19 protein-coding genes are annotated in these 22,940 nt (G+C 39.7%); 13 read left to right on the top strand and 6 right to left on the bottom strand.

From position 1 onward, the window contains the following. Window positions 1–118 precede the first annotated feature (118 nt). Entirely contained in the window at window positions 119–457 is a 339-nt protein-coding gene (glnB, locus tag AC27I2_RS03220) for a nitrogen regulatory protein P-II (protein ID WP_006792790.1), read from the top strand. Between the two features lie 58 nt (window positions 458–515). Here the strand turns inward: glnB and AC27I2_RS03225 are convergent, their stop codons facing one another. Beyond that, window positions 516–1,280, bottom strand: a complete 765-nt coding sequence (locus AC27I2_RS03225; RefSeq protein WP_006792791.1) for an outer membrane protein assembly factor BamD — start codon at window positions 1,278–1,280, stop codon at window positions 516–518. A gap of 141 nt (window positions 1,281–1,421) precedes the next feature. Between AC27I2_RS03225 and rluD the strand changes: the two genes are divergently transcribed. The 3 genes from rluD to clpB all read left to right on the top strand — a co-directional run bounded on the left by rluD (window position 1,422) and on the right by clpB (window position 5,804). Further along, a complete protein-coding gene (gene rluD / locus AC27I2_RS03230; protein ID WP_487203478.1) occupies window positions 1,422–2,399 on the top strand; it encodes a 23S rRNA pseudouridine(1911/1915/1917) synthase RluD in 978 nt (325 codons plus the stop codon). Further along, on the top strand, window positions 2,399–3,130 hold the full coding sequence (pgeF, locus tag AC27I2_RS03235; RefSeq protein ID WP_487203479.1) for a peptidoglycan editing factor PgeF: 732 nt from the start codon (window positions 2,399–2,401) through the stop codon (window positions 3,128–3,130). Before rluD ends, pgeF begins: the two co-directional genes overlap by 1 nt. Window positions 3,131–3,227: 97 nt before the next feature. After that, window positions 3,228–5,804: an ATP-dependent chaperone ClpB gene (gene clpB / locus AC27I2_RS03240; protein ID WP_487203480.1), complete on the top strand. Its 2,577-nt coding sequence runs from the start codon at window positions 3,228–3,230 to the stop codon at window positions 5,802–5,804. A gap of 64 nt (window positions 5,805–5,868) precedes the next feature. Here the strand turns inward: clpB and AC27I2_RS03245 are convergent, their stop codons facing one another. Then, on the bottom strand, window positions 5,869–7,416 hold the full coding sequence (locus AC27I2_RS03245; protein WP_487203604.1) for a methyl-accepting chemotaxis protein: 1,548 nt from the start codon (window positions 7,414–7,416) through the stop codon (window positions 5,869–5,871). Between the two features lie 430 nt (window positions 7,417–7,846). Between AC27I2_RS03245 and gshA the strand changes: the two genes are divergently transcribed. Next, a complete protein-coding gene (gene gshA, locus AC27I2_RS03250; protein ID WP_487203481.1) occupies window positions 7,847–9,424 on the top strand; it encodes a glutamate--cysteine ligase in 1,578 nt (525 codons plus the stop codon). Window positions 9,425–9,559: 135 nt separating this feature from the next. Next, entirely contained in the window at window positions 9,560–10,174 is a 615-nt protein-coding gene (locus tag AC27I2_RS03255; RefSeq protein ID WP_058403561.1) for a transglycosylase SLT domain-containing protein, read from the top strand. A 43-nt stretch (window positions 10,175–10,217) separates the two neighbouring features. Here the strand turns inward: AC27I2_RS03255 and AC27I2_RS03260 are convergent, their stop codons facing one another. Further along, window positions 10,218–11,489 carry an HlyC/CorC family transporter gene (locus tag AC27I2_RS03260; protein WP_138528692.1) on the bottom strand — a complete coding sequence of 424 codons (1,272 nt, stop codon included), beginning with the start codon at window positions 11,487–11,489 and terminating at the stop codon, window positions 10,218–10,220. A 61-nt stretch (window positions 11,490–11,550) separates the two neighbouring features. Beyond that, the gene (locus tag AC27I2_RS03265) at window positions 11,551–12,357 is read right to left on the bottom strand and encodes a cytochrome C assembly family protein (RefSeq protein WP_219421690.1); all 807 of its coding nucleotides are present in this window, start codon (window positions 12,355–12,357) and stop codon (window positions 11,551–11,553) included. 251 nt (window positions 12,358–12,608) lie between these two features. On the opposite strand from AC27I2_RS03265, the gene ffh reads away from it, so the two are divergent. From ffh to tyrA, 6 genes are all read left to right on the top strand, one after another. Continuing rightward, complete coding sequence (gene ffh / locus AC27I2_RS03270) at window positions 12,609–13,988, top strand: signal recognition particle protein (RefSeq protein WP_006792800.1); 1,380 nt, start codon at window positions 12,609–12,611, stop codon at window positions 13,986–13,988. Between the two features lie 260 nt (window positions 13,989–14,248). Next, entirely contained in the window at window positions 14,249–14,497 is a 249-nt protein-coding gene (gene rpsP, locus AC27I2_RS03275) for a 30S ribosomal protein S16 (protein ID WP_006792801.1), read from the top strand. Window positions 14,498–14,514: 17 nt separating this feature from the next. After that, entirely contained in the window at window positions 14,515–15,051 is a 537-nt protein-coding gene (rimM, locus tag AC27I2_RS03280; RefSeq protein WP_058403461.1) for a ribosome maturation factor RimM, read from the top strand. Further along, a complete protein-coding gene (trmD, locus tag AC27I2_RS03285; protein ID WP_058403460.1) occupies window positions 15,051–15,818 on the top strand; it encodes a tRNA (guanosine(37)-N1)-methyltransferase TrmD in 768 nt (255 codons plus the stop codon). The genes rimM and trmD overlap by 1 nt, the downstream gene beginning before the upstream one ends. Window positions 15,819–15,851: 33 nt before the next feature. Continuing rightward, on the top strand, window positions 15,852–16,211 hold the full coding sequence (rplS, locus tag AC27I2_RS03290) for a 50S ribosomal protein L19 (RefSeq protein WP_008132530.1): 360 nt from the start codon (window positions 15,852–15,854) through the stop codon (window positions 16,209–16,211). Between the two features lie 555 nt (window positions 16,212–16,766). Beyond that, window positions 16,767–17,900, top strand: coding sequence for a bifunctional chorismate mutase/prephenate dehydrogenase (gene tyrA, locus AC27I2_RS03295; RefSeq protein WP_138528687.1), 1,134 nt, complete (start codon window positions 16,767–16,769; stop codon window positions 17,898–17,900). Window positions 17,901–17,961: 61 nt separating this feature from the next. Here the strand turns inward: tyrA and AC27I2_RS03300 are convergent, their stop codons facing one another. Continuing rightward, complete coding sequence (locus tag AC27I2_RS03300; RefSeq protein ID WP_487203482.1) at window positions 17,962–19,119, bottom strand: chorismate mutase; 1,158 nt, start codon at window positions 19,117–19,119, stop codon at window positions 17,962–17,964. Window positions 19,120–19,477: 358 nt separating this feature from the next. Between AC27I2_RS03300 and AC27I2_RS03305 the strand changes: the two genes are divergently transcribed. Continuing rightward, window positions 19,478–22,489, top strand: a complete 3,012-nt coding sequence (locus tag AC27I2_RS03305; protein WP_487203483.1) for a bifunctional diguanylate cyclase/phosphodiesterase — start codon at window positions 19,478–19,480, stop codon at window positions 22,487–22,489. A 14-nt stretch (window positions 22,490–22,503) separates the two neighbouring features. Here the strand turns inward: AC27I2_RS03305 and AC27I2_RS03310 are convergent, their stop codons facing one another. Continuing rightward, window positions 22,504–22,833, bottom strand: a complete 330-nt coding sequence (locus AC27I2_RS03310) for an SUI1 family translation initiation factor (RefSeq protein ID WP_058403457.1) — start codon at window positions 22,831–22,833, stop codon at window positions 22,504–22,506. Window positions 22,834–22,940 lie beyond the last annotated feature (107 nt).

Consider the following 22,940-nt stretch of genomic DNA (forward strand, 5'->3'; position numbering starts at 1 on the left):
TATGGCCAAAATTATATCATGGCTGATTAATTTATCACCGTAATTCAATTGCTTTGTTTGCTATGAACCTTATGATTGTCTAAAATCGTGGCATCTAAAGCTTTAAAAAGTAATTAACATGAAAAAAATAGAAGCAATTATAAAACCATTCAAACTTGATGACGTACGCGAAGCGTTGTCAGAAGTGGGCATTAACGGTATGACAGTAAGTGAGGTGAAAGGTTTTGGTCGACAAAAAGGCCACACAGAGCTTTATCGTGGTGCTGAGTATATGGTTGATTTTCTACCGAAAGTTAAGCTTGATATCGTATTGGCTGACGAAAGTGTTGACCGCGCCATTGAGGTTATTGTAAAAACCGCGCAAACCGGAAAAATCGGTGATGGTAAAATATTTGTCACTGAGGTTGAGCGTGTAGTCCGTATTCGTACCGCAGAAGAAGATGAAGACGCAATTTAAACTAAGTTTAAAAAAGCTCAGGCAGTAAAAAGGCGCTTTAAAAGCGCCTTTTTTGTATTTACTGTGTTCTTTTATTTAGCGCTTGGGCTTTTTTTGCGTTTTGGCTTAATTCGGTTAAACCTAACTTTTCGTAACTTTTTTGCATCATATCAAGCGCTGCATTTAAGTAACTACTTTGCGAGTAGTGTTCAACAACAAACTTACCACGGTTAGCTGCGGCTAAGTATGCTTCGCGCTCGTAGTAGTATGTGGCTACTTTTAGCTCGTAACGTGCCATACGGTTTAATAACCATACTAAACGACGTTTTGCTTCAGGTGCGTAACCGCTTTGTGGAAAACGTTTTACAAGTGTTGATAAATCAGTAAAGGCAACGCGTGTTCTGTTAGCATCTCTGTCTGCTCTATCAATACCAAAGTATTCTTGGAACGCATTTTTGTCTGCTTTAATATTTACCAAACCACGCATGTAATACATGTAATCTAGATCTTTATGATTTGGATTCAAACGAATAAAGCGGTCAATAGTTGCTAATGCTTGTTCAGTGTTACCCGACTGGTAGTGAGCGTACACTAAATCCATTTGCACTTGCTTTGAGAATGGCCCAAATGGGTAGCGCGAATCAATAGCTGATAAAAGCTCAATTGCACGGGCATATAAGCCTGAATCTAGCGTTTCTTTTGCATCTTCGTATAAAGCTTGTGCTGATCTATTTGGTACGCGTTGAATGTCTTCTTGGTCAGGTGCTGACGAACAGGCACCTAAACTAAGTACCGAAACTGAAAAAACGATGGCAAATGCACGTTTCCCTATTTTATTTATCATTTTATTTGTTACCTTCGATGTCTTCGGCTAGGCCAAGTCGGTAAAACCGAGTAAACTATACGTATTATATTATGCTTTTATTAAAAGCGATTCTAACCCAGTCGAGCAAAGCTTGCACTGGTAAATTGGGTAAAGTTACGAATGACAGAGCAAATTTCTCTTCAAGCCGAGGTTCCAACCGACTTAGGTGGTAAACGTCTAGACCAAGTATTAGCGCAATTGTTCCCTGATTATTCACGTTCACGTATAAAAACGTGGATTTTGGATGATAAAATCACCGTTGATGGCGAAATATTAAACACACCGCGTACAAAATTGTTAGGCGGCGAAATGTTAAATGTTGAAACAACCATTGAAGCACCGCGTGAATACCTTGCACAAAATATAGACTTAAACATTGTTTATGAAGATGACCATATTTTAGTTATTAATAAACCGATGGGATTAGTGGTTCATCCTGGTGCGGGTAATCCAGATGGCACTGTGCTTAATGCATTATTGCACCATTACCCTGACATAATAAATGTGCCTCGTGCGGGTATTGTTCATCGACTAGATAAAGATACAACAGGTTTAATGGTTGTTGCTAAAACAATTCAGGCGCAAACACACCTTGTTAAAGCATTGCAAAAACGCGAAAACTTCACTCGTGAGTATGAAGCGCTTTGTAACGGGACTATGACCGCTGGTGGAATGGTTGAAAAACCAATTGGCCGCCATGCAACACAGCGTACTCACATGGCAGTGCATGAAATGGGTAAGCCTGCTATAACGCATTACCGTGTTGCTGAAAAATTTCGTGCGCATACGCGTTTACGCTTGCGTTTAGAAACGGGCCGTACTCACCAAATTCGTGTACATATGGCTTATTTAAATCATCCGCTAATTGGCGATCAGTCATACAATGGCCGTCCGCGTCCACCAAAGGGTGCAACACCGCAGTTATTTGAGTTACTTCGTAGCTTTAAACGCCAAGCCTTACATGCAGTAAAACTAAGTATTGCGCATCCAATTACGGGCGAAATGATGACATGGCAAGCACCTATCCCAGATGATATGGTAGAGATGACGTTAGCACTTCGTGAAGATACACAGGCTAACCCAGATATCGATAGATAATGCAGTTGCTATCAGCACCATGGCAAAGCTTCCACAATGTAAGTACTTTAAGTACTAAACGTGAAGGCGGTGTGTCAAAGGCCCCATACAATAGTTTAAATTTGGGGCTTCATGTTAATGATAGCCACGCTGATGTATTACAAAATCGCTTAGTACTCAATAATATCCTCCCAAAGCCAGCTATCTGGCTGAATCAAATACACAGTGCAAATGTAATTACAGTTGATAAGAAGTTTGATTTTAATAAATTACATGATGCCGATGCACTCTATACGCGTTTAGTTGACCAACCCTTGGCTATAATGACTGCTGATTGCCTACCTATATTGCTTGCGAGTAATGATGGGACTGAGGTGGCGGCTATTCACGGCGGTTGGCGAGGGTTAGAACAAGGCATTATCCAAAATACACTTAAATGCTTTACCGCGCCCAAAAATAAAATTTACGCATGGCTTGGACCCGCAATCGGGGCGCAACAGTTTGAGGTAGGCGCCGAGGTATTTGAGTTATTTAACAATCAATCCCCGCAGTTTACTGATGTATTTAATTTACAGCCAAATAATAAGTATCTTGCTGATATTTATGGTATTGCACATATTTTATTAACCCAGCTTGGCGTTAAAAATATTACTGGCGGCGAATATTGCACTGTATCTCAACCTGATTTATTTTTTTCTTATCGTCGCGATGGCCAAACAGGGCGTATGGCAAGTTTGATCTGGCGCAAGTAATTAACAATTTAACGAATATATTTTCTTTAGCATCTTGAACAAATCGTGCAACATACCCATTTATTAATCAATTAGATTTTTTAATAGGTAACCCCCCATGCGTTTAGATAGATTTACAAGTAAATTTCAATCTGCGCTTTCTGATGCGCAATCGCTGGCCCTTGGTCGCGACCATCAATTTATTGAACCCGTTCATTTAATGTATGCATTGCTCCAGCAAAGCGGCTCAAGCGTTCGTGCACTGTTTGCTCAAACAGGTGTCAGTGCAGACGAGCTTAATACAAAGTTATCCCAAGAAATAGAAAAGCTATTCAAAGTTGAAGGGGTTGGGGGCGATGTACAGTTATCTAATAATATGGCTACGCTTATAAATTTATGTGATAAGTACGCTCAAAAGCGCAAAGATAAATTTATTTCTAGTGAGTTATTTGTTCTTGCTGCGTGCGATGACAAAGGTCCACTTGGGGATATATTGAGATCACTTAATATCACTGCAACAAAAATAGAAAGCGCTATAAAAGCAATCCGTGGTGGTCAAAAGGTTGACGACCCGAATGCGGAAGAAACGCGTCAAGCATTAGAAAAATACACGATTGATTTAACCGAACGCGCAGAGCAAGGCAAGCTTGACCCCGTTATAGGTCGAGACGACGAAATACGCCGTACTATCCAGGTATTACAGCGCAGAACTAAAAACAACCCGGTACTTATTGGCGAGCCTGGGGTTGGTAAAACCGCCATAGCAGAAGGCTTAGCGCAGCGTATTATTAATGGTGAAGTACCAGAGGGATTAAAAAATAAACGCGTACTGTCACTTGATTTAGGAGCCTTGGTTGCTGGTGCTAAATTTAGAGGTGAATTTGAAGAGCGTTTAAAATCGGTTTTAAACGAGTTGGCAAAAGAAGAAGGCCAAGTCATCTTATTTATTGATGAAATTCATACCATTGTGGGTGCAGGTAAAAGCGATGGCGCAATGGATGCAGGCAATATGCTTAAGCCTGCGCTCGCACGTGGCGAGCTGCATTGTGTAGGCGCAACTACGCTTGATGAGTACCGTAAATACATAGAAAAAGATGCAGCCCTTGAGCGCCGTTTTCAAAAAGTATTAATCGAAGAGCCTTCAGTTGAAGACACTATTGCAATATTGCGTGGTTTAAAAGAACGTTATGAACTGCATCACTCAGTTGAAATCACCGACCCTGCAATTGTTGCTGCCGCGCAGTTATCGCATCGTTATATTAGCGACCGTCAGTTACCTGATAAAGCAATAGATTTAATTGATGAAGCCGGCTCTTCTATTCGTTTGCAAATAGATTCGAAGCCTGAGTCATTGGACAAGCTTGAACGCCGCATTATTCAGTTAAAACTTGAAGATAATGCTCTCGCTAAAGAAAAAGATGAGGCGAGTCAAAAGCGCCGCAGTGAAATGCAAGAGCTTATAACCGATCTTGACGGCCAATACCGCGAACTCGATGAAATTTGGAATGCAGAAAAAGCATCACTGCAAGGTACGCAAGTAATTAAAGCGGAGCTTGAGCAAGCTCGGCTCGACTTAGACGTTGCTCGCAGAGCAAGTGATTTACAGCGCATGTCTGAGTTGCAATATGGTCGTATTCCAGAGCTTGAACGCAAGTTAGATTTAGCGTCACAAGCTGAAATGCAAGACATGACGTTGCTTAAAAACCAAGTAGGCGAAGATGAAATTGCAGAAATACTCTCTCGGTGGACAGGTATTCCAGTGTCACGCATGTTGCAAGGTGAACGTGAAAAACTGTTGCAAATGGAAGATCAACTGCATAGTAAAGTAATAGGGCAAGACGAGGCCGTTGTGGCTGTGTCAAATGCGATTCGTCGCTCTCGAGCTGGGCTTGCTGATCCTAACCGACCGATTGGCTCATTTTTGTTTTTAGGGCCAACAGGCGTAGGTAAAACAGAGCTGACTAAAGCCCTTGCTGGGTTTATGTTTGACACAGAAGATGCCATGGTACGCATTGATATGTCTGAATTTATGGAAAAACATTCTGTTGCTCGTTTAGTGGGAGCGCCTCCTGGTTATGTAGGATATGAAGAAGGGGGCTACTTAACAGAAGCTGTTCGCCGTAAGCCATATTCGGTCATATTGCTTGATGAAATAGAAAAAGCACATCCCGACGTGTTTAATATTTTATTGCAAGTACTCGACGACGGCAGGTTAACCGACGGACAAGGGCGTACTGTTGATTTTAAAAATACAGTAATTATTATGACTTCAAATTTAGGCTCAGATATTATTCAAGAACAAGCGGGTAATAATGATTACACAACACTTAAATCAAAAGTAATGGATGTATTGATTAGCGAGTTCAGACCTGAGTTTATAAACCGCATTGACGAAACCGTGGTATTTCATCCGCTTGCGAATCAGCATATTAAAGAAATTGCTGACATTCAGCTAATGAAATTACGTGAACGTTTAACTGAGATGGGGTACTTATTAGAAATTAGCGACGCAGCTCTCGACACTATTGCTGCAAGTGGATTTGATCCTGTATACGGCGCACGTCCATTAAAACGAGCCATTCAACAAACAATTGAAAATCCGTTGGCGCAAAAGTTACTTAATGGTGATTATATTCCGGGATGTGTCATTGTTATTGATGCTGGCAGTGATGGGTTAGTATTTACTAGCCGGTAAATAATTATAAAAACCGCTTAGTTTCCTACCTCATACAACTAAGCGGTTTTTTAACCTATAATGTTTATACTTTAAAAGTTAAAAGTAGGTCATTTACTTTTCGTGAGCCTTCAACCAGTTCTGCTGCACCTTTAGCTACTTCAAAGCTTAAACTCAAATTGTTATCGCCAAAGGCTTTAATATCAGTCACATTGTTGCTGATATCGTTACTCACCATTTGTTGCTCTTCTGCTGCAGACGATATTTGAATGGCTAAATGCGATATTTCACTAATTTGAGAAAAAATACCTTCCAGTTCCACTTGCGTTTTTTCTGTGGTATTTACACAATTATCTGCCTGTTCTTTAGTATCTTGCATCACCTTCGACCAGCTAAATAAGGTATCTTGTATTTCTTTTATTGAGCTGTGAATTTGTGTTGTAGCACTTTGTGTACGAGACGATAAAGTTCTAACTTCATCGGCAACGACAGCAAACCCTCTTCCGTGTTCACCTGCCCTTGCTGCTTCTATTGCTGCGTTAAGTGCAAGTAGGTTTGTTTGATCTGCAATGCCTTCTATTTCACTCATTACTTGACCAATTTTATCAGCTTCTGATGCCAAACTGCTTGCAGTGCTTGCTGCATGCTCAACTTGAACGGCCAGATCTGAGATCATATTACTGTTATCGGCAATGTGTATTTTAATTTCAGAGCAACTGCTGTGTGTTGCATTAACTTTATCTGCGGTTTCAGCTGTGTTTACTGAAATTTCGCCAATGGTCGATCCCATTTGTGTCATCGCAGATGCAATCTGTTCTAAACGCTCTCCCTGAGAGGCAATTCCTTGCTCTGTAAGTGTTGATTGTTTGTCTAAATTAGTCGCAATACTATTAAAATTAAGAGTTGAATCTTTCATTCGCCCAAGTACAGTACGCAACTTGGCATTTAGCAGTTGTTCTTTGAAGTCACTCACGCTGTGGGCTGTGGTGCCGCTGTAAATATAGCGAGAAACAGAATCTGATTTCGCTTTATGCTCACGTAATATTTTTGGGGTTGCAACAAGCTCATCGTAATTTAGGGCGACTACTAATACACAAACAATAACGTTAAGCAAAGTAATGGCTATTGGGCCAAATACCGCAGAGCTTATTAACCAAAGTAACACACACGCGATGGTGATACTTTGCCTTACTCCTGTTTGCTCACGAATACTAAATAACGATTTTTTAGCATTAAGTGTATCGTATAAGCTTTGCGCCTTATCTTTAAGCGCTTGGCTTGGCTTTGTTCTTACTGATTGATAACCAACGAGCTGACCATGTTCAAAAATTGGGGTAACAAAAGCGTCAACCCAATAGTAGCGACCATCTTTACAGCGGTTTTTTACCATACCGCGCCAAGAGTGACCTTGTTTTAATGTTTCCCACATTTCTTTGAACGCCGCTTTGGGCATATTTGGGTGACGAACTATATTATGATTTTTGCCAACAAGCTCTTGTATTGAGTAACCCGCAACGGTGCAAAACTCTGTATTGGCGTATGTAATAACACCTCGTAGATCGGTTGTAGAAACAAGCTCTTGTGACTCATCAAAGAGAACTTCTTCATTAATTAGTGTTTTATTACTGTGCATTGCATTCACTATCATCCTTTTTAATTAATTGAAGTATATTCAGTTATTTATACAAAGCAAAATTACAGCTCGTTTATATTTATATTTAAGGTAAATCTAATGCTTTATTGATCTGTATCAAGTTTTTTTTAGTTAACAATGTTTACCAAATAAAGTTTGAATTGTTTATTATTAATTACAGGTCTTTTGAACAGCTTGGTTTAATACTGCTTTATTAGCAAATAGCTACGTAAAGCAATTGTATAAAGTGAATAGCAATGGCAAGATTACAACATCATTGCATGAAGATAGTTATATCAAGCGTATGCTCAAATCATGGATATGAGGACTAATTGAAAAAACTATATTGTTCTTAACAATTTAATCTTGAGTAATCGGTAATTAGCCCCCATAACCGAATGATTACGCCACGTGGCCTGAGGAAATATTTTTGACAACACATGATCTAACAAATGCGCTTAACGCGTTATCAACTGGTGAACACCAAAACGCAATTAAGGGCATTAAGCGTGGCATTGAACGCGAGTCGCTAAGAATTCAAAGTAACGGTGCTATTTCTTCTCAAGGTCATCCAAAAGGGGTGGGGAGTGCATTAACTAACGGGCACATAACGACTGATTTTTCGGAGTCTTTACTCGAGTTTATTACGCCTGTTAGCGAGTCATCAACACAGACCCTGAAGCAGCTGCGCGACCTTCAAAAATTTACGCTTGAAAATATGGGTGATGAACTGCTTTGGCCCATCAGTATGCCTTGTTTTATAAATCATCAAGACGATATTGTACTTGCTCAGTTTGGTAGCTCAAATATAGGTAAAATGAAGACGCTTTACCGTGAAGGGTTAAAAAATCGATACGGCAGTATGATGCAGGCTATTGCTGGTGTGCATTTTAATATCTCTTTTCCAGAGTCACTTTGGAAGTCTCTGCACTCGTTAAAGCAAAGTAATGCGAGCTTGCAAGATTTTATATCTGATGGTTATTTATCCCTGATAAGAAACTTTAAACGTGAGCTGTGGCTTATTAGTTACATGTTTGGCGCATCGCCTGCACTGTGTAACTCATTTTTGCAAGGTCGAAAAACAGATTTACCATTTAAAAAGTTAGGTAAAGGCACCTTATATTTAGAGGTAGGAACTGCTCTGCGTTTAGGTAACTTAGGGTACACAAATAGTGCACAATCGTCGTTGCGTGTTATGTATAACTCGCTTGATGAATACGTTGCCGGTTTGAAAAAAGCTATCAATACGCCATCAGATATTTACAGTGATATTGACGACTACACTAGCGAACAGCCAAAACAGTTAAATAAAAACATTCTTCAAATAGAAAATGAGTTTTACTCGCCAATTCGGCCTAAACGTAATGCAAACAGTGGTGAGACACCAACGGATGCTTTATTAAGGGCAGGTATAGAGTATGTAGAAATTCGTGCACTAGATGTAAATCCGTTTAGTGAAGTGGGTATCGATATAGAGCAAATTCACTTTTTAGATGTATTTTTAACGTATTGCTTATTAAAAGATTCACCACAAATGGATTGGCAAGAACAAGCTCGTAGTACTGAAAACTTAGATGCGGTGGTAAATCAGGGCAGAGAGCAAGGGTTGATGCTCAATGATAATAATACTCCGCGTAGTCTGCAATCTTGGGGTCATCAAATATTCTCTCAATTAACAGATGTTGCAAAGTGGATGGATAAAGCTTACGGCGTTAGTTACTACTCAGAAACAATTGAGCGCATGAGCACATGGGTTAATGATCCTTCGCTTACTTACTCTGGGCGATACGTAGCAAAACTAAAAGAGTCAGGTTTAGACAATGGTCATTTTGCCTTAGATTTAGCAAATAAGTATAAGCAAAGCCACGTAAACACAGACTACAGTGAGTTTTTAAAACCGTGGCTTGAGCAGCAAGTTGAGCAGTCAAATGAAGCCCAGCGTAGTATAGAGGATGCAGATACGCAGTCGTTTACAGTGTTTTTAGATGTTTACTTCCATAAAAACTGATACTCAACACGTACGCAAAAAAAACGCAGCCCTATATGGCTGCGTAAATACTATTCAGGGATGAAACAATGCTATACAGCTGCATTAATTATTACGACCGACACTTTTTATAAAAGTTCAGTGAGAACACAAAAAATGAACAAACAAGCACTTATTTTATCTCTCACTCTCGCTTTTACCCTTGCCGGGTGTGCTACAGCGCCCCCTAAACAGCCAAATGATCTTTGTAAAATTTTTGAAGAAAAGCCTGACTGGTACTTTGATGCAAAAGACGCGCAAGATAAATGGGGCTCTCCGAAACATGTACTCATGAGCATGATGTATCAAGAAAGTTCATTTAAACACGATGCAGCGCCACCAATGGAATACTTTTTGTGGATAATACCAACAGGTAGAGCAAGCTCGGCATATGGCTATTCACAAGCCAAAACACCAACTTGGGCTGATTACGTTCGTGAAACAGGGAACAGCGGAGCTGATAGAGATGACTTTGATGATGCAATCGACTTTATGGCATGGTTTGTTTATAAAACGCATAAAGTAAACGGCATTTCTAAATGGGATGCTTACGCTCAATACCTCAATTATCATGAAGGTTGGGGTGGATATAAACGTGGCACTTACAAGAAAAAAAAGTGGCTCATGAGCGTAGCTAACAAGGTAAAAAACAGAGCGAGCCGTTATGGTGCGCAATTAAAACGATGTGAGGATGAACTTGATAAAGGTTGGTTGGAACGGTTATTTACGTAATCGAAAAACAGCGTGAATAAGGAGCCTATTGGCTCCTTATTTGTTATTGGCGAGTACGCTTTTTAGGCTGTATTTTAACTAACTTAATCATGTTTTCTTTTACTTCGAGTACTTCTAATGGATAACCCGCAATACGTAAACTGATATTTGCGTCGGGGATATCTTCTAAATATTCAACAATTAAGCCACTCAATGTTTTAGGACCATCAAGAGGGAAGTCCCATTCCATTTCTTTGTTTAAGTCACGAACGTTTGCGCCACCATCTACAATAAACGAGCCATCAGATTGCGTAGTTACTTCTTCACTTGGCGTACGCGTTTGAGTGGTAGTAAAGTCGCCCACCACTTCTTCTAAAATGTCTTCAAGTGTTACTAATCCCTGAATATCGCCGTATTCATCGACCACTATACCAATTCGCTCTTTGGATTGTTGAAACTTAAAGAGCTGGGTATTTAGTGACGTCCCTTCAGGGATAAAGTATATTTCGCGAACGGCACGCAACAGCGACGGTTTGTCAAACTGCTCTTTTGTTAAAAGGCGCAGTGCATCACGTGAGTGAATAAAACCAACGGCATCATCAATGTTATCACGGTACAGTAAAACACGCGTATGCTGCGCATGTGTTAGTTGACGGCTAATTACTTTCCAATCGTCGTTTATATCAATCGCCACAATTTCGTTACGTGGGATCATAATGTCTTCAACAGTGACTTGCTCTAAATCTAAAATAGAAGTCAACATACTCTGGTGGCGAGCAGGTAATAAAGCACCTGACTCATTAACTACCGTTTTTAATTCTTCTTTACTCATGCTGTGCTCATCAATTTGAGCCGCACTAATACCAAATAAACGTAATATGCCGTTAGTTAGCCAGTTTACAACTACAACAAACGGGAACATTATTTTAAGTAACCCTTTAAGGATTACTGAGCTTGGGAAGGCTACTTTTTCAGGATAGAGCGCAGCAAGTGTTTTAGGCGTTACTTCGGCAAATATAAGTACAACTAAGGTAAGCACACCTGTTGCTACCGCAATACCTAAATCACCATATAAACGAATACCTATAATAGTGGCTACTTGAGCCGCCGCTATATTTACTAAGTTGTTACCAATTAAAATGAGACCTATAAGCCTATCGGGACGGCTAAGTAACTTACTGACTCGTTTAGCTGCGCGGTGATCTTGCTTTGCAAGATGTCGCAAGCGTATACGATTGATTGACATGATCCCGGTTTCTGAACCAGAAAAATAAGCAGAAAAAAGTACCAATAATCCTAATGAGATAAACAGGGTACTTGTCGATATGTCGTCCAACGATGGATCCTTTTTTTATAAATCAATGCGTATTAAGCTAGAGTGAGCTACTAGAGTCAAGTTAAAACTTGTTTAGCACCACTTCTTGTACAAAACGGCTGCCAAAATAGGCCAATGTGAGGGTGAATGCTGCAACCATGATGGTAATGACCACAGGTTTACCACGCCAGCCTTGTTTAATATGGCCAAGTGCGACAACAACAAAAATTGCCCATGCTACCAACGAAAGTATGGTTTTATGGATAAACTCTTTGGCAAACATGCCATCGAGAAATACAAATCCGCAAACGAGCGCAACTGTAAGCAGTGCTGTGCCAAGATTAAGAAGTTGGTATAGCTGGCGCTCCACTACCATCAGTGGAGGCAAATGACTGTGCACAATAGCGAGGTCTTTGCGCTTAAGGCGTTTATCTATAAAATAAAATTGTACGCCGTATAAGGTTGCAATAATCAAAATACAATAAGCAAGTAAGGAAAGTGATATATGAGCAACCAAACCAAGCTCAACGTCTATACTTTGCAGTAATATATGATGGGGTATAAACAAGCTCGCAACAGTTAAAAGGGCTGCAAATCCATACACCACAGGCAATAATAAAGTAGCTGGGAACTTAAGCGACACGGCAGTCACAGATACAACTATAACCCAACAAGTCAGCAGTGCTACATTTACGATGCTTAAATCTTGTCCGTCAGATCGAAATACCGAATTTACCAATAACAGCATATGCGCCAATATAGCAACAGTACTTAAAATGACCGTTATTTTTTGGCTAGGGCCTTGTTTATGAAAAAGCCGTGAAAGTACATGTGACGTTGCTAACACATAAAATATACTGGTGATAATAGTTAAACTGATAATCAGCATTTTGCTTGGGCCACTTAATTTGAGTCAAAAAAAATCCTTTCAAGTACAAACGCATTGTATTTTATAGCAACGCAAATGAATAGACCTTAAAAAAGAAACTTAATTCACTGCACTTGAACACTGTATTGTCCGCCACTATTTACGGTATACTGTTTTTAATTCAAATTTAATAATATCAATATCATTAGTCGAGCCGCTAGTTAAATCGGCTGCGTAATTAAATTGGTATAACGTTTTATCGGAACCGATACATGTTTGAGAATCTCCAAGAACGATTAGGTAAAACCTTAAAAAATATCAGTGGCCGTGGCCGCCTAACAGAAGACAATATCAAAGATACTCTTCGCGAAGTGCGCATGGCCTTTTTGGAAGCCGATGTAGCTTTGCCAGTTGTTCGCGATTTTGTAAAGCAAGTTAAAGAACGTGCAGTGGGTGTTGAAGTAACTAAAAGCTTAACGCCTGGACAAGTGTTTGTAAAAATTGTGCGTGAAGAGCTTGAAAAAGCGATGGGCGAAGCAAACGAAGAGCTAAGCCTTAATGCACAACCGCCAGCAGTTGTTATGATGGCCGGCCTTCAAGGTGCGGGTAAAACGACCAGTGTGGGTAAACTTGCTAAGTTTTTAAAAGAGCGCAAGAAAAAATCAGTGCTTGTTGTAAGTGCCGATGTTTATCGTCCTGCAGCAATAAAACAGCTTGAAACGCTAGCGACGGAAGTTGATGTAGATTTCTTCCCAAGTGACATATCACAAAAGCCAGTTGATATTGCTACAGCTGCTATTACTCACGCTAAAAAGAAATTTATCGATGTGGTACTAGTTGATACTGCGGGTCGCTTGCACGTGGATAGCGATATGATGGATGAGATTAAAGATCTTCATTCAGCGATAAATCCAATCGAAACACTATTTGTTGTTGATGCTATGACAGGTCAAGATGCGGCAAATACTGCAAAAGCATTTGACGAAGCTCTACCGCTTACCGGTGTAATACTAACAAAAACAGATGGTGATGCTCGAGGTGGTGCTGCTTTATCTATTCGTCACATAACCGGCAAACCAATTAAGTTTATGGGTGTTGGTGAACGCACCGATGCACTTGAACCATTTCACCCTGATCGTATTGCATCGCGAATTTTAGGCATGGGTGATGTACTTTCATTAATCGAAGAAGTCGAAATGAAAGTGGATAAAGAGCAAGCTGCAAAAGTTGCCGAAAAAGTATTTAAAGGTGCCGGTTTTACACTTGATGACTTTGCTGATCAGTTAAAGCAAATGAAAAATATGGGGGGGATGATGTCGATGCTTGATAAACTCCCTGGTATGTCTAACTTACCAGATGCAGTGAAAGGCCAAATGGGTGATAAAACATTTATCCAAATGGAAGCCATTATCAGTTCTATGACAAAGCAAGAGCGTGCTCGTCCTGAAATAATTAAAGGGTCGCGCAAAAAGCGTATTGCAGCTGGTTCAGGCACACAAGTACAAGAGATAAATAAGCTACTTAAACAGTTCACGCAAATGCAAAAAATGATGAAAAAAATGAAAGGCAAGGGCGGCATGCAAAAAATGATGCGCGGTATGAAAGGGATGTTACCACCTGGCATGATGGGTGGCGGCGGTCCAAAATTCTAGAAATTGAATAAGCATTGTGTTTAATTTGAGCACAATGAATACAAAAAGGGAGCATAACGCTCCTTTTTTGTTGAATAATTTATGCACTCAATACTGCATTAGCTCTAATTTTTAGCCTAGATCACGGTTTAACCTACTAAACTGGCTTTTTGCTTCACTTCTTACTTGCGTTATTGCTAAAAACTCGTACAATTCACCGGCTCCCCATACTGGGGAGTAAATCTTATTAATGAAAACAGTCAATCTATTTAGAGGACGGTATGGTAACTATTCGTTTGCAACGTGGTGGCGCTAAAAAACGCCCTTTCTATCAAATTGTGGTTGCGGATAGCCGTTTCTCGCGTGACGGTCGCTTCATCGAGAAAGTTGGTTTCTTTAACCCAATCGCTTCGGGTCAGGAAGAAAAACTTCGCTTAGATTTATCTCGTGTAGATCACTGGGTAGGTCAGGGCGCAGGTCTTTCAGATCGTGTAGCTAAATTAGTTAAAGACGCTCGTAAAGCGGCTTAATAGGCGTAAGTGTAACCATGAGTCAAGAGAACACCTCATCAATAATTGTCGTAGGAAAGCTCGGCGCCCCTTATGGTATAAAGGGCTGGCTTAAGGTACATTCATTTACTGATGATCCCGCAGGGATCTTCGATTTCAGCCCGTGGTTGATAGGGCAACAAGGTAAATGGCAGTCCTTAGAAGTGGTCGACTGGCGTCGCCACAACAAAGGCTTTATCGCTAAATTTGCGCAAGTAAACGACCGAGACGAAGCAATGGCTTATACCCATGCAGAAATCTCAATGGATGCAACGCAATTACCAGAACTCCCGCAAGGTGAGTTTTATTGGCGAGATCTCATTGGCATGTCGGTTATGACTGATAAAGGTTATAACTTAGGCATTGTTGATGACTTGATGGAGACAGGCTCAAATGACGTACTGGTTGTGAAAGCAAACAGTAAAGATGCATTTGGTCAATCGGAGCGTTTAATTCCTTTTTTAACTGACTCAGTTATAAAAGAGGTTAAATACGACGTAAAAGAAATTACCGTAGACTGGGATCCTGGGTTTTAATGACTCAAACTAGTTCATTATGGGTAGGGGTGATAAGCCTTTTCCCGGACATGTTTGATGCTATTACCCAACAAGGGGTTACTGGTCGCGCAGTAAAAAATGGATTAATCGATTTTAACTGCTGGAATCCTCGAGACTATGCTTTAGATAAGCATAAAACCGTAGATGATCGTCCTTACGGGGGCGGACCGGGTATGTTAATGATGGTTAAACCATTAGAAAAAGCCATCCTTGATGCTAAAAAAGCGGCAGGCGACGGTGCTAAAGTAATTTATATGTCCCCACAAGGGCGCAAACTTGATCAGCAAGGGGCTAGCGAATTAGCTAACTCTGAAAAACTGATTTTGATTGCCGGTCGATATGAAGGTGTAGATGAGAGAATAATAGAGTCATACGTTGACGAAGAATGGTCAATTGGTGATTTTATTTTGAGTGGTGGTGAACTACCAGCCATGACACTAATTGACGCAGTAGCGCGATTGGTGCCAGGCGTGTTAGGACACAATCAATCAGCAGAGCAAGACTCATTTTCGGATGGCTTGCTAGATTGTCCTCACTATACACGACCAGAAACATTGGACGACAAACAGGTTCCTGCTGTATTGCTCAGTGGTAATCACCAAGCGATAGCAAAGTGGCGGCTTAAGCAGTCATTAGGCAGAACTTGGTTACGACGTCCTGACTTGTTGCATAACCTAGCTCTGACTGAGGAGCAAGCGGTATTACTCGCAGAATTTCAGCAAGAGTACCAAAAAGCTTGTGGCTAGAAGACAGTTACACCTAGGAAAGTGAGAAACATAATGGCAAAAGTAAACCAAAATATTATTAAAGCGCTTGAAGAAGAGCAGCTTAAAACAGACGTACCTGCATTTGGCCCTGGTGATACAGTGGTTGTACAGGTAAAAGTAAAAGAAGGTGCTAAAGAGCGTCTACAGGCCTTTGAAGGTGTTGTAATCGCTAAGCGTAATCGTGGTCTTCACTCAGCATTCACTGTTCGTAAAATCTCGAACGGTGAAGGCGTTGAGCGTGTATTCCAAACGCACAGCCCTCTTATCGATAGCGTAACAGTTAAGCGTCGCGGTGCAGTTCGCCGTGCTAAGCTTTACTACTTACGTGAGCGTTCTGGTAAATCTGCACGTATTAGAGAAAAACTTAACTAATACGCGCTGTATATCAACGCAAAAAAACGGGTTGCAGTCTTCGGATTGCAACCCGTTTTCGTTTTTATAAAGGAACACTTTTTTGAATAAGAGTTCAGGTGTTTTGTAATATTTAACTTGTTTGAGGGGGGAATTACTGACGCTAATCGCGTTAATAATTATGATGCAGAACAACCAATAAGTTTTTGTGCTACCAACAGGGTTTAATAACTACCAAATAGATTATTCGATTAATCAAATAGGTATTAATTACTCTAACAACCAAAACTTTCCTAGATGTTATTGAAAATTTTTGTTGTTATAAGCCGTTTTTTTGCGATGCGTAAATTTTTTAAAACATTATTGAGCATACGCTTTGCAATCTAATGTTAAGTTGGTTAACAGTCAGTGAGTTATTTCTCTATTACCTCTGTGCTACAACTTCGGTTTTTACTAATCTATATTTGCTCTGCTCTTTTAACGGTTTACATATCCTGTTAGTATTTATTGTATTGATTAGTTTACCTTTATGTAAATTTATATTTACGATATTTGGTTTTTATGGTGAGATTGAACGTGGCAGATATAAGTGATTTAGCCCAGCTGAGAAAAGGCATAGATGAATGTGATACGCAGCTGGTTGCCTTACTAGCTAAACGTAATGGTATTACCCAAAAAATCGGTGAAATCAAACAGCAAACAGGTGCGCCTTTACATGCACCAGAACGTGAAGCTGAGTTACTAGCAGCAAGGCGGGAAGAAGCAATTAGCCAAAGTGTGAGCCCTGATTTAGTAGAAGACATTCTCAGACGGATGATGCGTGAAGCATATCAAAATCAGCAGGCTAAGCTAGCTTGTGTAGCGCCATCGCTTTCTCCTATAGTTATTGTGGGTGGGCAGGGGGCAATGGGCCAGTTATTCGCGCAGCAATTTATGCGCTCGGGCTACGAAGTTAAAGTGCTAGATAAAGATCAACAAGATGATGCTCACAAAATTTTGAGTGGCGCAAAACTGGTTATGATCAGTGTACCAATTAATGCTTTAGAATCTGTAGTTGCTAAACTACCGAAACTAGATGAAGAGTGTTTGCTTGTTGATATAACATCAGTAAAGCAATCGCCAATTAAAGCGCTAAAGGCTGCACATAGCGGCCCGGTTGTCGGTTTGCACCCAATGTTTGGCCCAGATATTTCACATTGGGTAAAACAAACCGTGGTGGTTTGTGAAGGCAGGCATCATCAAGCGGCCAAAGGGCTATTAGAGCAGTTACAAGTGTGGGGATGTCAGCTTGTAGAGCTAGATGCTAAAAAACACGATGAAGCTATGCAAATAATTCAGGTAATGCGACATTTAACAACGTTTGTTTATGGGCAGTTTCTAGCAAAACAAAGCCATACTTTGGCAGAGTTACGAAGCTGTTCGTCGCCAATATACCAATTAGAACTAATGATGGTAGGACGCTTGTTTGCACAATCTCCCGAACTTTATTCAGATATTATGTTAGCTCAATTTGACGATGTAGAAAGTCTATTGGCTCAATACCAAGATACGTTTGCACAAACACTCGAAAAATTAAGGAATGGCAACAAAGCGGCGTTAATAGATGCATTTGCCGATGCAAAATCTTATTTTTCAGACTCTACTGCGCATTTTCTGACACAAAGCCGCAGCTTACTTAACAAAGCGAATGACGCTAAAGTACTCGACTAAATTTGTGACATTAATAATGCAATCTCAAAGGGGCCGAATCTGGCCCCTTTTAGTTTTATATTTAAGTATTAACACTGACGGCTTGCAATGTTTCACTTTGGTAGCAGCCTAATATGCGGACATATTGGGTATGTTCTTTAAGTTCTTCTAACGCTTCTTTTACTTGGCCGTCGGCTAGATTTGCCTCTAAATCAACATAAAACACTTCTTCCCACGGATTGCCCGGAGTAGGACGAGATTCCAATTTTACTAAGTTTATTTTGTGTTGCTTAAAAATCATCAGTGCATCAGCAAGTGAACCAGCCTGTTGTTTAGTAGACATAATTAAACTGGTCTTTGTTGGTATTTGATTCGACACATGTAAAGGCTTACGCGCTACGACTATAAAGCGGCTGTGGTTTTCGCTTTGGTTAGCTAAGTTTGATTTAATAACTTCGAGTCCTACATTCTTGCCGGCTTGGGCTGATCCAATGGCAGCGCTATTTGGTGTGTTTAGCGCAGATTGAAGCGCCGAGGATGTTGAATCACAGGTTTCTTGTTGTAAATCACCTAACCCTTGCAAAAAGCGGCTGCATTGAGCAAACGGTTGAGGGTGCGCAAATAATTTTGTAATTTGGGCTAGTTGAGTGTCCGGTGAAGCTAATAAACAATGTTCAACACTGTGTGTTACTTCACCAACAATAGAGACTTGCGCATGCTGAAGCAAATCAAATACTTCATTAATGCTCCCTGAGCTTGTATTTTCAATGGGAAGTAAACCAAAGTCGGCTTGTCCGTTTTCTACTTTTGAGGTGATTTCTTCAAACGATGAACAACCTATTTCAACAAGCTTTCCTGGACGACGACTAAAGTATTTATGGCAAGCTAACTGACTATATGAGCCTTGCCCACCAAGGTAAGTCACACGATGTGTTTCACTTAAAGCATCAGGATTTAGATTTTTTTGAAGCATTGCTTGCTGGTGTAATACGGAGTCTTCCAGGATTGTTTGAAAAACGTTATTTACATAATACGCATCCAAGCCGAGTGATTTACCGTAACCAATGAGTTTTTCAAGCAATGCTAATTCACGAGCCTCATCACGAATGGGTTTATTATTAGCAATCTTATATTCGACAACGCCGTGACTAATACGACGTCGCTTAGCTAGCAGTACGAGTAAGTCAGAATCTATTTCGTTTATATCATGTCTTAAGGTGTTTAAAACATCGTTGGTCATTTTTGGTTTCCTCATTCCAAAATTAATCTGCGTAAACGCAGCGTATACAAAAAAGCCTCCCAGTTGGGAGGCTTTACTATTCGATTGATTTATCTCACAAACAGACAAGCCTCTTTAAATAAAGAAGCTAAAAAAAGAAAAAATAGTGCGAGAATTAAATATGTTCATGCACTTAATGTATGGAGAGTTAGGAGTAATGTCAATAACATACTTTACTAACATAGTGCTTAAGTATTGATTATTTCAACTTTTGTAATTTTTTTATAAAGTTTACAAAAAATTTATAATAATGAATTTGAATCTGGTATATTTCATTAACAGCTAAATAATAACAATTATTAATAATTAAGGTTGGCTTGTGCTATATAGACGCCCTCCATCGCGTTTTGGAATAAACTCTTTAAGTGTAAAACTGTCGTTACTTATATCTTCAATTTGTTTAATTGCGGGTGTTTGTGCTGCATTTTTTATGCTTAAATCAGAGGAAAAACAGCTGGTTTTTGAAGAGCATGAAGTACTAAAAAGCTCGACCGATTTATTAGTAAGGCAATTTAAAGAACGAATAAAAACTAAAGTAAATATTGCTAAGCAAGCTAACAACATAGTTAATGAGCAGTTATTTCAAAAAAACTCCCCCATTGATCTAACCAGTAAAGCGCAACTACAGTTTAACAGTGATGGTACGATTCGAAGCGCTTCATCTGATGGCTTATCCGCCGCTTTTTTACCACAAGAAAAGTACAGCCCTTTTTACAAACAGCTATTTAATAATTCTGAAGCACTCTGGGATGTTATTTCACCAACATTAGTTTATGACTTCTACAATTTTTACCTTATTACGAATGATGACTTTATTAGGATATCGCCTCCTAATTGGGCGTTAAATGCCCCTGCTGATTTTCGGGTAAGCGCAGGCTCAACTTACAAGTATGTTCGAGAAAGCTTAGGTAACTCAATAGAACCAGAATGGTCAAAGGTTTATTACGATAGGGTATGGCATGATTGGGTGATCAGTTTACTGGTTCCTATTTATTCGAATAATGAATTTATAGGGGTTACAGGCAGTGATATTACGCTTAATAAACTCGTGTCTTTTTTACCTATAGGAGACAAAGAAAAAAACTTACTCGTTTTTGATAGCAAAGGCCAATTATTAGCTCACCCAGATTTAAGTGCTTCATTACTTGCTGAATACGGAAAAAATAACAAAACAGTAGTTATGGACGAGTTTGTAAACCCACAACTAAAGTCAATTATTGGTGAAGCAATTGCGACCAAGCTTCCCGAGTATGCCAGCTCATTTTTACAAAATGATGAGGCACACTTAATCAATATTCAAAAAATTGATGAGCTAGATTGGTATATAGGCGTTTATAAAAAGCGTTCTTCTACATTGTCTGCACTGCAAGATTTAAAGTTTAAGTTTTTTGGCCTCTTTATTCTTTACGCTATTTTAGTTGCCTTGTTATTGCATCAAGCATTGCAGCATCTTGTGTTACGCCGATTGCATTCACTTGTTTATGCGGTGTCGAGTTTTGGACAAGGAAAACTTGATACTAAATTCCCAGAAGAGAACAAAGACGAAATTGGTACGCTTAACGGTTCGTTTAAAGATATGACGATTGAAATTCGTAAATTAATTGACGGACTTAACCAGCGAATTTCAGAAAAAGAAATAGCCGAAAAAGCAGCTAACCGATTATCAAAAGCAGTCGCTTTCTCAGGAACAGGTGTAGTTATAACTGACGAAAACTTTGTTATTGAATACGTTAACCCTAAAATGTTAGAAATGACTGGGTACCCTGAAAGCCACTTTACCCGAGCACCCCTTTTAAATATTGTTGCTTCAGATATGGCGATTTTGGTTGAAGATATTGATATTGATCTTCGTAGTCGCAACTATTGGCGCGGCGATACCTTAATTGAAAGCAAAGGTAAACAGCCTATATGGGTTTCATTAAGCGTTTCACCAATACGTGAAGAGGGGGGCAATATCACCAGTTATGTTGCTTCTGCACAAGATATTTCGTTTGTTAAAGAAAGCCAACGCAAAATGGAACAGTTGGCTTATTTTGACACGCTAACAGGTTTGGCAAACAGAACCTTCTTTAGAATGCAGCTGCGCAAATCTCTTGCACTTGCAGAACGCGGTCATTACGCGTTTTCACTTTTTTACTTTGATTTGGATGAGTTTAAACGCATAAACGACACCCTTGGCCACGATGCGGGCGATCAACTATTAATACAGGTTGCAAATAGACTTAAAAAACGTCTTCGCTCTGAAGATACTATTGCACGCTTGGGTGGTGATGAGTTTGCAGTACTATTGAGTGGTATCGAAAGCCAAGAACACGCAACCGATGTGGCAAATACAATTCAGCAAACACTTAGTATGCCTATCATGCTGGGCAATAATGAGGTCATTATAAGTGCCAGTATTGGTATTACTATGGCGCCGTACGATAGCCTAGAAGAGGACCAATTATTAAAGCATGCTGATTTAGCGATGTACGAGGCAAAAGAAAAAGGGCGTAATACGTTCCACTTTTATAGCCAAGAACTTAATGCGGCCGCAAATGAGCGCTTATTCATTGAAAACGAACTGCGTATTGCATTAAAAGAAGACCAGTTTGTGGTTTATTATCAGCCACAAATCGATAGCCGTACTCAACAGGTTGTTGGATACGAGGCCTTATTAAGGTGGTTCCACCCAACAGAAGGGTTAATACCGCCGGATAAGTTTATTCCGATTGCTGAGGCGACAGGGCTTATTGTTGAATTAGGTGAGTGGGTATTACAGGAGTCATGTAATTTTGTTGTGAGATTAACAGAGCAAAACCGTGAAAATAATGTATCTATAAACTTATCTGCTCGCCAATTTAAAGATTCGAATCTTGTGCCAACCCTAAGTAAAATGATTATTACATCAGGTGTATCGGCTGAGCGCTTACATTTAGAGTTAACCGAAAGCATGTTAATGGGGAACGTAGAGGCCGCTATTACACAACTTCATCAGTTAAAAGCGTTAGGTATTTCTATTTCAATTGACGATTTTGGAACGGGTTATTCTTCACTGAGTTATTTAAAACGCTTTCCGGTGGATATACTCAAAATAGATCGTTCATTTGTGCAAGATATCCCAGAAGATAGCAACGATATGGAAATTACAGCCGCTATCATAGCAATGGCTCAAAAGCTTAATTTAGATGTCGTTGCCGAAGGGGTAGAAACCATAGAGCAAGTAGAGTTTTTACAAAATAACAACTGCTTTATAGTGCAAGGGTACTATTACAGCCGCCCAATTCCTGAATCTGATTTACCAGACTTATATACTAAGCTGGGTGAAGTACCATTTAAAAAAGTAATGTAGTTTATAATTGCGGGTTAACCACCCGCAATTTTCACTTTAAATTTTAAGCCTTCTAAAATCGCTTTTAATTTATCTCGGTCATCACCTTGAACTTCAATAATACCTTCTTTTACAGCGCCGCCTTGGCCCATTTTACTTTTTATTGTTTTAGCTAACTTTTTTAAGTCATGTTCTTTTGGGTCTATGCCAACTACAAGCATTACGCCTTTTCCTTTACGGCCTTTTGTTTGACGCTCAATACGCACAAAACCATCTTTGAAGAGCTTAATATCAAGCTCTTTTTCTGGTTTTGGCTGGTCAATGCGTCCAGTGCTTGTTGAATATACTAAGTGACTATCTGTCATGGTTTACCTTATTCAGTCAAAATGTATTAAATAATGGCGTAAATGATAGCAAATTTGCTGTTGTGTGTTTTTCTTTTTGCTAAATAGTTTTAACAGGTTATATTTAG

This window comes from Pseudoalteromonas sp. NH0006-46 (genome assembly GCF_057547735.1).